The sequence below is a fragment of the Flavobacterium sp. genome (assembly GCF_024642105.1).
Taxonomy (GTDB): Bacteria; Bacteroidota; Bacteroidia; order Flavobacteriales; family Flavobacteriaceae; genus Flavobacterium.
The window spans coordinates 1-14,413 of record NZ_JAHEBT010000024.1 but is presented as its reverse complement, the minus strand read 5'-3'; the positions used below and the strand labels follow the sequence as shown (position 1 = coordinate 14,413).

Below are 14,413 nucleotides of genomic sequence, written 5' to 3'. Positions count from 1 at the left end.
TCCTTGAACATCTTCACCACCTTTGAGCCAGCGATGGTTTTTACCACATAGTAAGCGGTATCAACGGCTTGCAAAGATTGTGTTGCCAATCCTTGTTGGATTTCCTTTGGTAGCATGGTAATGCGCTTTTCAAATTCAGCGCGTGAGCGAGAACCTGTGGCTGTAGCCATGGCGCGTGACTGATTTTGCATTTTGCGAAACAGCTTGCGCTTATCGCTCGTTGCTCCTAATTCCAGTGCTTGTAAGAAGTCGTCTTCCGACATGGCACCTAGCAAGTTGTACTCGCTGTTTTCGATTTGTCCAAGAGTTAACATGATACTTGTTGTTTATTTGATTTGTAATTGATTAAATGATTTCGATGTAAGAAAGGTCATCTTCCATCTCTGAACTGTGCGCCATTGAGGCATGAGACAAATTCAAGTCCTCGACATTGAATGCCGTTGGTGATGAAAGAGCCGGTAGATCCGGATTGTAGCGCTCCACAGATAGATTCAATGGTTCGCGATAAATGCTTGGTTCTCCAAATTCGTTTGACCCACCAAGGTTGAAATCTGCCAGACCTGCTAACAAGTCTTTTTTAAGCATGATTTTCACACCTGAGAGTAAGCCTGATGCCCCAACTCCTGTTGCGAGCATCTTCATGTTTGGGTCTTTGAGCATGATGTTCCCTGCAGTTCCAACTCCAAGCATCAAGATTGGCCGTGCCAGAGACTTGACATTGAAGGTGGTTGCTGCCGGATCAACGGCCAATACCTTGTCAATCATTTTTCCGCCCACCGAGCCGATCACAACACCGCCAGTGAGCATAGCCAAGGTTTTAAGTTCATCCATCACAGCTTGGCTACTGATTTTGGTTTTTGCTTTGGTTCTTCTTTTTGTTGCCATGGTTTGCGTATTTATTGATTTAAAAAAGTGAGACTGATTTTACTCTTTGCTTCTTGACTGCAGCCTTTGCCCTGGTTCTGGGCTTAGTTACGGTGGGCTTCTTGGCAGCCGTTGTCCGAACACCTGAAAGCCCACGTACTTTTGGTTTAGGCTTTACCATTTGGTATATGCCTAGTGCCAATAAGCCACCGCCAATGGCCACCGGAACAGGATTCTTTTTAATGAAATCCATGATACCGCTGCTCTTTTCGGCCGAAGCACTTTTGGGTATCGGAGACGTTGGATCTTCATTTGCAGCGCCACCACTGTCCGATGTTTTTTGTTCGATCTCTGCGAAGGCCGTAGCCGCACCTGGATCCGCATCTAACTCGCGTGTAAGTGTATCCATATCTAGTTTTTCTTCACTGCCAATAAGCCCAGCATCTTTTAGGATATTGATCGTTGCTACAATAACCGGTGTTGCTGCTGCAATGGCACTTGCTGTAACTGGATCACCCAGATACCCCAATAGTTGTTCAATTACCACACCACTCAGATTACCCGCCTTGCCTTTAAGAATGGTGTTTTTGAGCACCTCACGGCTTCCTTGCAGCTTATCCGCAAAGAGGTTTTCTACTCTGGCTAAAGCTGTTTTGCTTTTTTGATATTGTGCTGGTGTAATGCCTTTGGCTCGGGCTTGTTCTGGCGTTCCATAGCCCCATTTGAGTTTATGGGCCATTTTTCCCAAGTTGAGTTTCATGGCAAGTAGAAACCCTCCGCGAGCAGCCAAGGTCAAAGGGTTGTATTTCACAACGGCTTTCACCGCTTTTTTAGCGACTTCACCAACCTTTTGCCCAGGAGTTGCAACGGTCTTTTTTACATTGGTAAAAAAGCCTTTAGGGCTAACGCCACCCATGGAAAGTTCATCGGGGTCGTAATCAAGGCCAGCCATACTATTGATGCCGTTGCGTAAATTGAGTTGCCTTTCATTTTGGGCCAAAATATCCAAGGCCTGATTTCTTTTATCGGTATGCCAATACTGAATGGCATAGTCGAGCATTTTTAAGAGCGCCTGTGGATCGTCCGTTGAGGAAACAAGCGTTGGGTCTTGCGCGATGGCATTTCTTGTAGCTACGATGTTCTCATAGATTTTATCGAGCTCAGCACTTGAACTTGCACCAAGTCCTGTAAGTGAATTTGCCATGACGGCGTTGTAATGGTCGTTTGAAGAAACGCCACTTAGTACTGCTACATTGATCCCGTTTAAGCTCATAGTAAAGTCCATTTTTTTTGTGAATTTTTTCTCGTAGTTAAAGGCCGAAACCACCCCGTCAATTACACAGTAATTGTTCTCATCTCCCAGCGGCACAATCACATAGACATGCTGCCAGGAATCACCACTGTACATCGTGATGCGAAACTTGTGAGGGATTTGGAGGTTGGTCAAAATGCTTGATACAAAAATGCTCATGCAATCACAGTCAACGCCGGTAGTTCGTTCCGCCCAGCTGCGTGCTGGCCTTCGGAGTTGTTCAAGTCCGCGCTTGTCGAGTTTATATTGCATATAACCGTATACAAACTCCCAGATAGCCTGACATGTAGCCTCGGTTGTAGACCGTCGGAGCAATGGAGCGATTCGCTTGGTGTCGTCAAGGTATTTCCAAACGACTTTCTCCATTAACTCCACAGTATCTGTCACCTCGCCGTCTTCAACTATGACACGGTCACGTTCATCAGGCTTTGGGAAATACTGATTGTAACGGCTCCCATCTTTGATAGCTCGATAACCACTCGTTACGGTTTTGGCTGGTATTTGTGCGAGCGCATTCATCAGATTAGTTTTTCTGAAGGGGATTGATAAAAAAGGCCGTTTACATAGGTGGTGAAATTCATTTCCAAAGGCACACCCAAAATGGTCATCAGGTTCTTTTTGTCACCTGCTTTCCAAGCGGCAATGGCTTTGGGGATGTTTTTGACGATATTGGTTACAAGTCCTTTCAAGGTAAACCAATCGAGTTCTAGTTCAATGGTGTCGATTTTGGTAAGCCCCAATGGCTTGATAGCAATGATCGTGTCCTCTGCATCGGATTGAGCGAGCATTTTACCTTTGCTAGTGAGCGTCACTACAGGCTTTGTCAACTTCACTGAATCCCGTGAAGGATTATTGATCTCCACTTCTGTTCTAAAAGAAATGCCGTTAAGAGTAACTGAATGGATGCGCGGATTTACAAGCCTGGCATTTGCCATCTCAGAGACATTCTGCATTCGAAGTAGTCTGACAATGCCATAAACCACTCCAGCACCAAGCGCTATTCCAACGACCTTATTCATTACTTCTTTTCGGTTTTATTGAAGTAATTATTAAAGCGTCTAGCAACGCTATCCATGAAATGCTTGACGAAGTAACCAGCCGCAGCTGATGCCGCAGCATAGATCACCACATTTGCCAATCCTGGCAACGTAATCTCAGAAAGTAAAGGTTTTGCGGTTACCGCTTTAGCGACACCTCCAAGAACTCCGGAGGCTGTTGTGAAAATAGAAGTATGTGAATGTTGAGACATGAAGTTTTGCTTCGATTAGGAAACAAACTTCAGAAAAGAAATTTCGGCGAAAAGATCAATTAGGAAAAAACCATCAATAGAAGGTTAAATTAGGATTCCACAGTTTTTTATTGAAAATAGAATTCATTCTAATTATTTCTAGAATTATATTTTTTGCGCTTTTACAAAGTTGAATTAAGTTTGATTTAGAAATACATTTTATTAAAATTACTAATTCACTTATTAAAAAACACAATATGAGTTGTTATGAAAAATGGAGTATTGGAACAAATATTTTTATTGCAATAGGGACTATTTCCTCTGTATTTGTAGCAATTTTCGGTGAAAAAATTCGTTATTGGTTTAATAAACCTAAATTATCAGTTGAAATCTTAGATGCAAAAGGTGAACTAACAAAATGGCATAATGGAGTTCGAGTTTATTATTATCATCTTGTATTTAAAAATCTAAAACCTGGAAGAACTATTAAAAAATGTAGTGTTTTTCTAAAGAAGATGCAAAGATTAGATTACGATGGTAATTTTATCGATATTTCAATTTCAGTACCTCCAAGGTACATTTGGGCTCCGGCTGAGAAAAATAGAGAATCTTTAGATATTATCTCAGAGCAGGTATTAGATTTTGGATACTTAACAGAGCATTATATTACACACCAACCAAATTATTTTGTTCCTTCTCTAGAGTCTAAACCTAATAATCTAAATGTTTTTGCCGGTGAAAAAGATTCAGTTAGGTACCATCTAGAAGTTATTTCAGAAAATTATACACAAAAAAGGTTAATAATAGTCGAGTTTTCTTGGAACGGGGAATGGACTGAGAATATTAATGAAATGCAGAAAAATTTCTCCTTCAAAATAGTATGAATTTAAAGAAAACTACAATTTAAAAAATCATCATCTCGACTTTTCCTTTAACTAAATGAATATTTTCTTTTTCCAATTCAATCTCCTCATTCGACCTTGGCATATAAAAGCCATTAATAATATTTAAACGGATGAGTTCATTTGAAATTGTGACATTAAACATTTTCATGAGTATCGTTCGAATACGGTCCAGGTTCTTTATAGAAGTAAAAAGAGCATCGGCTATTTTTTGACATTTCGCACCATCGAAGATCACCACATTGGAAAATCCAGCAAAGGTTATTTCAGTAAGAATAGGGTAAAATTTAATAGCATTAGTTACACCTCTGAGAACTTCTGAGGCTGTTGTGAAAATAGAAGTATGTGAATGTTGAGACATGAAGTTTTACTTCGATTAGGAAACAAACTTCGGGAATGGGAAAGTGTGGAAAAGTCCTTTGAGGGTTAGTGATGGTATAAATAGAATATGGTGGTAAAATTTTATTTTTGAATGAATTAAATTTTGATAGACATCGTTAATAGAAAAAAGAATAAACAAAACAAAGTTTCGCATATCAACCTATTTAAATATGGCTAAGAGAAGTTTTGTTTCGGAATAAACAAGTTAGGGGTAATTAGAATAGACATGGATATTGACAATAGAATTGAAAAAAAGACGAATTACTTCTATATAGATGAGTCTGGAAATATTTCTAATAATTCTGATTTGTTTATTCATGGTTGTATAAAAACTGACTCCCCAGAAACTATAAAAGACGCTCTTGAAAAATTAAAAGCAGACCTTCTGGATGATTTGTATTATGAAGATTTCAAAGGTAGAATTCAAAAAGAAGGATTTCACGCAACAGAAAATAATTTCGATATGAGAGCTGATTTTTATAAACTACTGCCTTTGCTAGATTATCGATCTTACTTCGTGGTCATAAACAAGAATACTGATTACTTCAGAGAGTTAAAGAACAAAAAAGAAGAACATGAAATTTTTAAATATTCACTTGAACAACTGTTACTTGATCGGATAAATAGAAACAAAGGGGATCGAAATATCTTTATATTCGAACAAATTGAAATATCAAAAAAATCGCTTAAAACAATTTTAGATGAGATATTTGGCTCTCTAGATAATTCCCATAACTGTGAGTATAAAATTGTAGGTAAAGAAGAAGAGAATTTGGGAGTAGTGGATTATATAAACTTTATTTTCTTTCACATTTTATCCGTAGTAGATTCAAAGCCAAGAATGAAGCAAAACTTCAAAATAGTTGCTCCTAAAATCGCAATTGTGAAATTGTTGCATAATAAAGTATATTTAAGTCGAAAGAAAAAACAAAACCATAAAGTAACTCTTGATAATCTTATTAGAGAGTTTAGTGGGTAGTCAGGGTAAACAATCGGGTATGATTTCGTACTCGGGTTTAGAACATTACAATCTATCTTACTCTGACTCCCACTATCTTTTTAGTTAATATGAGGCACACAGAAATAACATCGGTTAAACAATTAGCAAATTATTTAAGATGCAAAGAGGAGTTTTTGGATATAGCTATTAATCATGATTTCAATGTGGTTGAAGCGCCTTTAACTCCTAAATATGAATATAATATTATCAACATTCATAAGTTTCATATTCCTAAAAAAGGAAGGCACGGTGGTTATCGAACAGTACATGCCGTTTATACTTTTCAATTAGAGGGAATATTGAAAATTTTAAATAACTATTTATCTGATCTTTACGATGCTAGTGCTTCTGTTCATGGATTTGTTTCTGAAAGAAATACTAAAACAAATGCAAAAATACACTTGGCAAAACGTTCTGTATTATCAGTTGACATCGATAATTTTTTTGATACAATTACACAAAATATGGTTCAGAAAGGAATTGAGTCTCTTGGCTTTAATTCCAATGTTGCTGATTGGATTGCAAAAATAACAACTGTTAACGGTCATTTAGTTCAAGGTTTTAACACGAGTCCAACGATTGCAAATATCGTTGTTTCGCAACTTGATAAAGATTTTGAAAAATTGAGTGGAGAATCTTCAGCAGCTTATACAAGGTATGCGGATGACCTTTATTTTTCTTCAGATGGTAAACTCCCCGAAATTGAAGAAATTCGGAGCATAATCGAAAAATATGGATTCAAACTCAATGATCGCAAAACAGTAACAATGAAAAGAGGACAAAATCAATATGTTACTGGACTTACAGTGTTCGATAATAAAACGCCCCGTATTCCAAAAAGAATTAAAAGGAATCTTCGATTAGAAATTCATAAAATCAGCCAACATGGATATACCAAACACGCAATAAGAAGAATAAAAAATCGAGTGGGAAGTTTAGATGAAGATGAATTCGTTATTGAAATTGGAAAAGAAATCATAGAAATACAACATCGACTTTTTGGATGGATTCATTACATAGGTTCTATAGAACCAGACGTTGCTGATAAACTTTTTGCTAAACTAAAAAATGCTAAAAGATAGATGATACACCTAACATGCAATAAGCAAAATGGAGCAACAATTACACTCGACAAAAGCGCAACCTTCGCCAAATAGCAAAACATTGAAAATGAATGATTGCTATCCAAACTAATCTACTTATGGCTTTATTGAGTTGTGTCAACAATCTAAAACTTAACATTTAACCTGGATAGTTTTATCCATTCCCAATAACACTATTCTGATCCGAAATTGATATTAAAATCTCGTCTTCTTTCGTCAATTTAATCCCTTCTTTTTCTGCTAACAGCAATGCAATTTTGCCCCAATTCAAAGCTTTTATAAAACGGATTATTTGAATTTCGCTAAAAGTTATATTTCATTTATTCGCCAGGAACAATCAAAATTTTCTCTAGAATTTTAACTCAAATACTCCCCCACAAATCATCCGTTTTTTTCAACTTCTTTGCAGCCAGAATATCCTCTTTTTCTTTTTCGATTTCTTCATTAGAACGGGCCTTGTAAAAGCCATTGATGATGCAATGTCTGATGAGTTCATTGGCGGACTTTACTTTGAACTTTTTCATGAGGTTGGTGCGAAGGAGATCCAGATTTTTCTTGGATGTAAAAACTGCAGCTGCAATTTCTTTCCCTTGTTTTCCGTCGCAGATCATTCGTAGAATAGTTAAATCGCGCTCATCTAAATCCAGGTGCTTTAATCTGCTCTGGATTCTTCTTTCTTTAGCCACTGAATTCAGTATGGCGCTATTCATTTCCTTATTGCTGTAATCTGCACCATTGAATACTTTTGTGACAGCTGATATCATTTCTCGGTTTGAACATTCCTTTAGTAAGTATGCGTCCGCACCTTTGGATAGCAATTCAAAAATGATTTCTTCGTCATCATGCATAGTGAGAATGACAACTTTAATCGGGGAATCAATTCTTTTCAACTCCTTTAGTACATCGATGCCATTTAGAACAGGCATTTCGAGATCTAAAAGAACAACATCAATATCATGGAATTTGAGTTTATCGAAAAAATCTTGACCATTAGCGGCGCTAAAGATAAATTGGAAAGCAGGTATTTCTGCCAACATTTTTGACAAGGAATTTCTAATCAATTCGTAGTCTTCTACTAGGGCAATTCTAATTTTCGGCTGATCCTCCATCTTTCATCTGAGTTTGATCCAATTTAGTGATAAGCTCGATAGTTCCGTAATCACTGAGTCTTTTAAAGAAAACTTGACCATTAATGACATTGAGCCTATAATTAATATTTTCAAGCCCAAGGCTATCTGATTCTGACAGTAAGCGTGTGAAATCACGCTGTGTCAATGCAATTCCATTGTGACAGATTTTCAGTTTAAGAAGTTGTTTATCATAGGTCAATTCCATATTTATTTCTGTCGGATAACTATGTTTAAACAGATTTGTAATTAGTTCACCTGCAATGTAATAATAATGCGTTGAGACCAATTCCGGTATGGTCAAATCTTCAGGAACATTGTGCGTAAAATCAAACTTTTCTATGAATGTCCCAGACTTTTGTTTGGTCATATTATCCAATGCCTTCACCAAACCAAACTTCGTCAAATATTGTGGCGTCAATCCTTTGGCGATATGTCGAATTAATTTAATACTCTCGGCCAAATGTTCCTTTGCCATACCAATTGACTTGTAATCAACTTCTCCATCTTCAGAATTATCCTCAAAATTGACCAAGTTCTTTTGCGCAAACGAAAGAAGAGCGCCAACATCGTCATGAAGCTGACGCCCTATCTCTACACGTTCTTTTTCTTGCGCTGAAATCGCAACCTCTAGTTTTTCTAGTTCCTTTTTTTCCTCAGTTTCTTTAATGAGTTTATCGGAGAGTTCTTGTATGCGTTGGTTTTTCTTGACTAACACTATTATCCCAGTACTCAATAACAAAGTAAAGAGCATACCTGCTAAAATAAGAAAAGCTAATTCTTGCGTGCTGACCACAGGTAGTAGGATAGATAAAAATTAAAAATCAAATTTGCCAATAGAAAGAATGGGTAAACTATTAGTGATAATTCAAAATTAATTCGGGTTATATGTTCCAGTAAAGAATAAAAAAATGTTACAGAATGAATTAAGAATAAAGACTTAACAATTGGTTTCGCGAATGCTTCTAAATTTTCAACTTGCATTAACAATCTTAGCATCAGCAGAGAAATCAGCGCGTTATAAATCGAGTAAGAAAAACCTTTCAAACTATTAAAAGCTCCAGAGTATTTTATTTCCAAATAAAAATAAAGAGGCGGAAGTAAATAAAGCCAAAAGACGTAAAGTTTACCCTCCTTTAATTTTATAAAATACCAAATCAACATAATTCCTTCTAAAAAATCAGAAATGTGTTGAACGAGATAAGGATTTATTCCATAACCGTAGTAGGTAATATAAGAAACAACTTCCGTTAATAAGCGAATGATAATCCAAAAGATTATAGGTTTTCCTAAACCACTTTTTCGAGATCGTAAAGCCTGATAGACAAGCAGTGCGCTACTTGAAAAAATTAAAAATGAGTATATGATTATTTTGATCAAGAATTCAAATCATTAGAATTACCCCCTCTCGGTGGTTCGGGGATTAAATGTTCAGCTATCAAACCACTAACTAAGTCATTTTCATTTGTGTCAGCTCCAACAAGAACGAGTGTATTTTCATTTCTTTCATTTTTTGCGAAATAAAATCTAATTCCTTTACATTCGCTCTGATCTAAAATAGCTTGAATTTTTTCTTTACCCATAAAAACACCAATAACCTCTCCTGGTTGAATCGTGTTTCTGTAACGCTTTGTCATCTCTGACCCTTCTCTTAGAGTGATAAATTCACCCTCATTTCCATTAAAAGACATAATTAAAAATTTTAAAGTTAGGCGGCAAAATTAAAATTGAATGACGCTGCAAAATTGATAATCTAAAATCAATTTTCGTCCAAAATAGAAAAAAATAGAAAGAATTCTAGTTTTAGTAGAAAGTGTTCTGGTTTTTTGGGTTGAGAGTTGGAGATATTGGGGGATTTTGGTTTGTTTGTGGCGTAGTCATTTAAATTCTAAAGTTATCTTTTATTAAATGATTATTTGGGTTTTAAAATAATACACTCAATATTATTCTGACCTTTCTATTTGGTTGGATTGGAGGGATATTGTTGCCTGAAAGCATAAGAAGACAGGACAAAATAATAACCAATGAGCGAATTTGACATCTTTATAAAAAATGCAATATATCCAAATGCAGATACAATATTCAGCACTACAGTAGAGCCGTTATCAAAAATTAAAGACGAATGTATTTTCGTAATGGACACAAATGCGTTACTTGTTCCATATTATGCAAATACTGAAGATTTAGAAGCTATAAGAGAAGTTCTGAAGGACCTAATCGCGAAAGAACGTTTCGTAGTTCCTGGTCAAGTAGCAAGAGAATTTGCCAATAGGCGACCTGAACAAATAAAGGAAGTATTTCAAAAATTAAATAGACGACTCGATACAATAAAGACTTTTCAAGTTTCACAATATCCTTTATTAACTAGTATAGAAGAATACAAAGAACTCTTAGGTATTGAAAAAGAATATAGTGGTTTCGCAAAAGGGTATAGGGAACACTATAAAGAAAAACTTGATAGTGTTCTTAAAAAAATTAAAGATTGGACATGGAACGACCCTGTAAGTTCTGTTTACAGAGAACTTTTTAATGAAACTGTTGTCATAGACTTACAATTTGAAAAAGATAAAATCACAAAGGAATTAGAAAGAAGGTACTTACATAAAATTCCACCGGGATACAAAGACCAATCTAAATCTGACGAAGGTATCGGAGACTTACTAATTTGGTTAACAATTCTTGATGTTGGCAAAATAAAAAACAAAAGTGTAGTCTTTGTTTCAGGCGAAGAGAAATCCGACTGGTATTACAAAAGTGAAGGACAAACACTATATCCAAGATTTGAATTAGTAACAGAATTTCGACTTCATTCAGTTAACAACTCTTTTCATATAATCAGATTTTCTGAGTTCCTTGAATTAATGACATCAAGTAAAGAATTGACAAAAGGAATTGAAGAAATTGAACAAAAGGTAATTTTCTTTAGTGCAACAGGGGTAAATCAATCATCTACTGAAAATAAAGATTCGTTAATTGAAAAAGAACTAATTTATTCAACAAATGAATCATCTAATTTTTGGACACCCCAATTTAAACAAATTTCAGAAGAAGAATTTTTAGAAGAGTTAACTGAAAGTTTAAATAGACTTCCCTTTGTTGGGCTTAATAGCTTTATTTATAAATATCTTGGAAACGTGAAAGGTTATGATTATAAATCCACACATATAGCCAAAGACAGACTTGCAAAATCAAAGAAAATTGAAGTATACATTCATTACCCGGAAGATGACCAATACGAACCTGTTGAAGCGCTTAGAATAATAAAAAACTAAAATGCATATAGGTAATGCTTTTAATAAAAGTGCGGTTCAGTTATCCTCAGACAGATTTGCGATTAATCAAAGTTTGGCTCTCCTCATCAACATTTGTGGTGAAAATCGCCACCTTCTCCAAGCGCAAGAATTTTATGCCTTATATACCAAATGACTAAAAAATCAATTCAAAAACCTGAAAATTGGCAAGACTTCGAAACTTTGTGCAAAAAGTTATGGGGTGAAATTTTTGAAATTCCCCAGGAAATAAAAAAAAATGGAAGAAGTGGTCAAGCTCAGCAAGGTGTAGATGTTTATGGAATACCTAAAGGGGAAGCTAAGTATGTCGGGATTCAATGTAAAGGTAAAGGCAACTATGCGAATGTGAAACTTACTGAATCAGAGGTTGATAGTGAAATTAAAAAGTCAAAAAACTTTAAGCCAACATTGGGAACTCTAATATTTGCTACAACGGCCAACAAGGATGCAAAAATCGAAGAATATATTCGATTGAAAAACGATAAAAATGATTTTAAAATATTGTTGTTCTGTTGGGAAGATATTGCCGATTTAATAGAAGAAAATAGAAATACTCATGATTGGTACGTTAAAGATTTAATGCACAAAACAAATTTTGACTTTAAGGTTCTTTTTAATGACTTTCATGAGAAAATCACTTTAAAACCTATTTTAACCAAGCAGATCACCAATTTTATTTATACTGAAAAAACTCTTGAACAAATTTCAAGAGAAACACAAGGAATTAACGATGAATTTCTAAAGAGCTTCTCAAATATTTTTAAAATTCAATCACAGTTACAACCTTTCTTCCCAAAGTCAGAAACCTTCAATAAATCATGGGTTAGTTTCAATGTTATACTAGAAAATCCGGGAACACGCGTTCTTGAAGATTGGTTTTTTCGAATGAAGTTTAAAACAGGCGTTTTTATGCTTGATGATGAATCCAACGGATTCCTTATGGGCAATGTCTCCCTAATAAACTTAAACAAAGATGATCCGCGAAATGTGGATAGAATTCAAAAGTCAATATTATATAAACCTACAGGAAAATCTGTGTTAGTTCAGAAAGAAAATAGGAATTTTAAGGTTTCTGTACTTATCGAAAAAGAAGCAAAGGAAATTACTTTTGAGTGGGAATTAATTGCCCGTGATTTTAGCAAAACTGGGACTGAATCAATTATAATTGAACCTATGTATAAAATTGTCGAAACAAACAAAGAAGCAATATCAAAAAATGACGAAAAAGAAGTTATAAAAATTGATTACTATTTAACGAAAAAATAATATTCACCAAATAAGAAGAGTATGACTCAAATGACATTATATCATGAAGTCTTTAAGAAGCTTTATGAAGGTCTGAGGACAGAGAATCATGACAAGTTTTTCAACACCGAAGATAAAAAGGAATATGAGGTAAACAATTTGTATCCAGATATTATCCTTACAAAAAAAGGAAGTTCTGAAGTCTCCTTCATAATTGAAATTCTTCAACCACTTCAAGGCCAAATTGACTATGTTATTTCTCATATAAAACCGATGTCAAATATTGGAGGAGTTTTTTATTTGTTAGTACCGAAGAACGAGAAAAATCATATCGAAAAAATTTGTAGAGAGAATGACATTCATCCAAGATTTGGAATTTATTACAAATCAGGAAATGAATTAAAAATCATGTTCGAATAAATCCACAACTATGAATTGGAGTTACATAACAACATTTCTATCAGGTGGTTTTGCAGGTGCAGTATTAAAGCATTTAATAGACACACACAGGAATAAAATTCAAGTAATACAGTGTCATTACACTGATGAAGAAATTATAAGTCAAATCCCCGTAACATTTTCTACTGGTCAACATGAAAACCTACACAAAAAAGATTTTAAAATCATAAACACAACGAATAAAGATATTACGGTAATCAACATTACTTTCACATTTGAACCTACGGCAAATATTATAAAGGTTCAAGTTAGATCAAAGTGGGGTTTAGATGTTCCAAAGGGTAAAATTAAAAGCGCCAAAAAGAACGAATATATTTTACCAATAAAAAACTTTAATCGTAAAGATGAAATCGAAATTATAATGGAAATCGCAAATTTAAATTCTCACGATTTCAACATACAAGATTCAAATTGCTCTGGATTCAGAGTTGAGTGGTTGGATAAAAGGCAGTTAAAAGCCAATAAAACTGTCAAAATGGTCAAGAAAGTGGATCTTGAATAATCTTCTTGTAAGACATTAAGACAATTTGTAAAAATGGCTTAAAAACTAGGAAAAGTTAAAAACTAATGTCGAATCTTTTTTTTCAATCTAGATTACTCCCAACAAAAAAATAACAGAAATAGTTCACGGCTCTCCAAACTCTCCCACAATCAACCCCACCTGCATCGGAGTTAGCAGTCTTCTCCCTTTTACATAGCCAGTTCCGCCCAGTTTTTCGGTTAAACCCTTTGAAGCATTGATCCACAGCCGGAGTTGCCAGGAGGCGCTTTTCTTCGTTATGTTTGGGAAGTAAAGTTGTGCGAGCTCACCGAAGCCGTAAGCCCGCACTTTGAAAGGTTCATTGATCATATTATCGGTATTTGTTCAACTTGTGTTTTATTGAATTTAATGGTGCTGGCGCCGTTTAATTTGGCTGCAAGGAGTTTCATGTCGTCGCCTACCTTTTTGTCTACAATGCGGGCGTAATGCTGGGTACTATGGATGTTTTTATGCCCGAGCATTTTTGAAACAGTTTCAATCGGTACGCCATTCATCATAGTAACTGTTGTGGCAAAGGTGTGGCGCGCAACATGGTAAGATAGTTGCTTTTGAATGTGGCATAAATCTGCGAGCTCTTTGAGGTAGGCATTCATTTTTTGGTTACTCAGGATGGGTAGAATCGGGTCTTCTGCATCGAGGAGTTCTAATTGACAGTAATTTCTAATGATGCTCATGGGGATATCCAATAATGGAATATTTGCTCGGCCACCGGTTTTCTTTCTTCGGGTTCTGATCCAATAGCCATATTGATCATTGCCTTCAATTTCTGCTCTTTTGAGTTTTTGGACATCGATGTATGCCAATCCGGTGTAACAGGAGAAAATAAAAAAATCGCGCACCCGGTTCAACCTTTCAAAAGTGGAATTGAATTCTATGAGGCGTTGTATTTCTTCTTCAGTAAGATAAGGCCTGTCCACTTCTTTCAAAGTTAAATTGATGCCATTGAAAGGATCTTTGAGCA

18 protein-coding genes are annotated in these 14,413 nt (G+C 35.5%); 7 read left to right on the top strand and 11 right to left on the bottom strand.

Annotated elements, in window-relative coordinates:
- From Q0L65_RS04650 to Q0L65_RS04630, 5 genes are all read right to left on the bottom strand, one after another.
- Positions 1-314: hypothetical protein (locus Q0L65_RS04650; RefSeq protein WP_296684026.1), on the bottom strand; the 314-nt coding region annotated here is incomplete at its 3' end.
- Between the two features lie 31 nt (positions 315-345).
- Positions 346-885 carry a hypothetical protein gene (locus Q0L65_RS04645; RefSeq protein WP_296684024.1) on the bottom strand — a complete coding sequence of 180 codons (540 nt, stop codon included), beginning with the start codon at positions 883-885 and terminating at the stop codon, positions 346-348.
- A 19-nt stretch (positions 886-904) separates the two neighbouring features.
- On the bottom strand, positions 905-2,695 hold the full coding sequence (locus Q0L65_RS04640) for a hypothetical protein (RefSeq protein WP_296684022.1): 1,791 nt from the start codon (positions 2,693-2,695) through the stop codon (positions 905-907).
- Positions 2,695-3,195 carry a hypothetical protein gene (locus Q0L65_RS04635; RefSeq protein WP_296684020.1) on the bottom strand — a complete coding sequence of 167 codons (501 nt, stop codon included), beginning with the start codon at positions 3,193-3,195 and terminating at the stop codon, positions 2,695-2,697. Before Q0L65_RS04635 ends, Q0L65_RS04640 begins: the two co-directional genes overlap by 1 nt.
- Positions 3,195-3,425, bottom strand: a complete 231-nt coding sequence (locus tag Q0L65_RS04630; protein WP_296684019.1) for a hypothetical protein — start codon at positions 3,423-3,425, stop codon at positions 3,195-3,197. Before Q0L65_RS04630 ends, Q0L65_RS04635 begins: the two co-directional genes overlap by 1 nt.
- 236 nt (positions 3,426-3,661) lie before the next feature.
- On the opposite strand from Q0L65_RS04630, the gene Q0L65_RS04625 reads away from it, so the two are divergent.
- Positions 3,662-4,288 (top strand): hypothetical protein, encoded by a 627-nt coding sequence (locus Q0L65_RS04625; RefSeq protein WP_296684018.1) that lies wholly within the window; start codon positions 3,662-3,664, stop codon positions 4,286-4,288.
- A gap of 19 nt (positions 4,289-4,307) precedes the next feature.
- On the opposite strand, the gene Q0L65_RS04620 is transcribed toward Q0L65_RS04625, so the two are convergent.
- A complete protein-coding gene (locus tag Q0L65_RS04620; RefSeq protein WP_296684014.1) occupies positions 4,308-4,667 on the bottom strand; it encodes a hypothetical protein in 360 nt (119 codons plus the stop codon).
- Positions 4,668-4,913: 246 nt separating this feature from the next.
- Between Q0L65_RS04620 and Q0L65_RS04615 the strand changes: the two genes are divergently transcribed.
- Positions 4,914-5,666, top strand: coding sequence for a hypothetical protein (locus tag Q0L65_RS04615; RefSeq protein WP_296684013.1), 753 nt, complete (start codon positions 4,914-4,916; stop codon positions 5,664-5,666).
- Positions 5,667-5,755: 89 nt separating this feature from the next.
- Complete coding sequence (locus tag Q0L65_RS04610; RefSeq protein ID WP_296684011.1) at positions 5,756-6,769, top strand: reverse transcriptase family protein; 1,014 nt, start codon at positions 5,756-5,758, stop codon at positions 6,767-6,769.
- Positions 6,770-7,152: 383 nt separating this feature from the next.
- Here the strand turns inward: Q0L65_RS04610 and Q0L65_RS04605 are convergent, their stop codons facing one another.
- The 3 genes from Q0L65_RS04605 to Q0L65_RS04595 form a co-directional block, all read right to left on the bottom strand.
- A complete protein-coding gene (locus Q0L65_RS04605) occupies positions 7,153-7,899 on the bottom strand; it encodes a response regulator transcription factor (protein WP_296684008.1) in 747 nt (248 codons plus the stop codon).
- Positions 7,877-8,713, bottom strand: coding sequence for a histidine kinase (locus Q0L65_RS04600; protein WP_296684005.1), 837 nt, complete (start codon positions 8,711-8,713; stop codon positions 7,877-7,879). Before Q0L65_RS04600 ends, Q0L65_RS04605 begins: the two co-directional genes overlap by 23 nt.
- A 580-nt stretch (positions 8,714-9,293) precedes the next feature.
- Positions 9,294-9,608 carry a hypothetical protein gene (locus tag Q0L65_RS04595; RefSeq protein WP_296684002.1) on the bottom strand — a complete coding sequence of 105 codons (315 nt, stop codon included), beginning with the start codon at positions 9,606-9,608 and terminating at the stop codon, positions 9,294-9,296.
- 333 nt (positions 9,609-9,941) lie between these two features.
- On the opposite strand from Q0L65_RS04595, the gene Q0L65_RS04590 reads away from it, so the two are divergent.
- The 4 genes from Q0L65_RS04590 to Q0L65_RS04575 all read left to right on the top strand — a co-directional run bounded on the left by Q0L65_RS04590 (position 9,942) and on the right by Q0L65_RS04575 (position 13,413).
- Positions 9,942-11,189 (top strand): PIN domain-containing protein, encoded by a 1,248-nt coding sequence (locus tag Q0L65_RS04590; protein ID WP_296684000.1) that lies wholly within the window; start codon positions 9,942-9,944, stop codon positions 11,187-11,189.
- Positions 11,190-11,339: 150 nt separating this feature from the next.
- Positions 11,340-12,473 carry a hypothetical protein gene (locus tag Q0L65_RS04585; protein WP_296683997.1) on the top strand — a complete coding sequence of 378 codons (1,134 nt, stop codon included), beginning with the start codon at positions 11,340-11,342 and terminating at the stop codon, positions 12,471-12,473.
- A gap of 21 nt (positions 12,474-12,494) precedes the next feature.
- Positions 12,495-12,872 carry a hypothetical protein gene (locus tag Q0L65_RS04580; protein ID WP_296683994.1) on the top strand — a complete coding sequence of 126 codons (378 nt, stop codon included), beginning with the start codon at positions 12,495-12,497 and terminating at the stop codon, positions 12,870-12,872.
- 10 nt (positions 12,873-12,882) lie between these two features.
- Entirely contained in the window at positions 12,883-13,413 is a 531-nt protein-coding gene (locus Q0L65_RS04575) for a hypothetical protein (RefSeq protein ID WP_296683991.1), read from the top strand.
- A 123-nt stretch (positions 13,414-13,536) separates the two neighbouring features.
- On the opposite strand, the gene Q0L65_RS13990 is transcribed toward Q0L65_RS04575, so the two are convergent.
- Together Q0L65_RS13990 and Q0L65_RS04570 are read right to left on the bottom strand one after the other, a co-directional pair.
- Positions 13,537-13,761 carry a DUF4248 domain-containing protein gene (locus Q0L65_RS13990; RefSeq protein WP_366051293.1) on the bottom strand — a complete coding sequence of 75 codons (225 nt, stop codon included), beginning with the start codon at positions 13,759-13,761 and terminating at the stop codon, positions 13,537-13,539.
- On the bottom strand, positions 13,758-14,413 hold a 656-nt coding region (locus Q0L65_RS04570), incomplete at its 5' end, for a site-specific integrase (protein ID WP_296683989.1). The genes Q0L65_RS04570 and Q0L65_RS13990, both read right to left, overlap by 4 nt.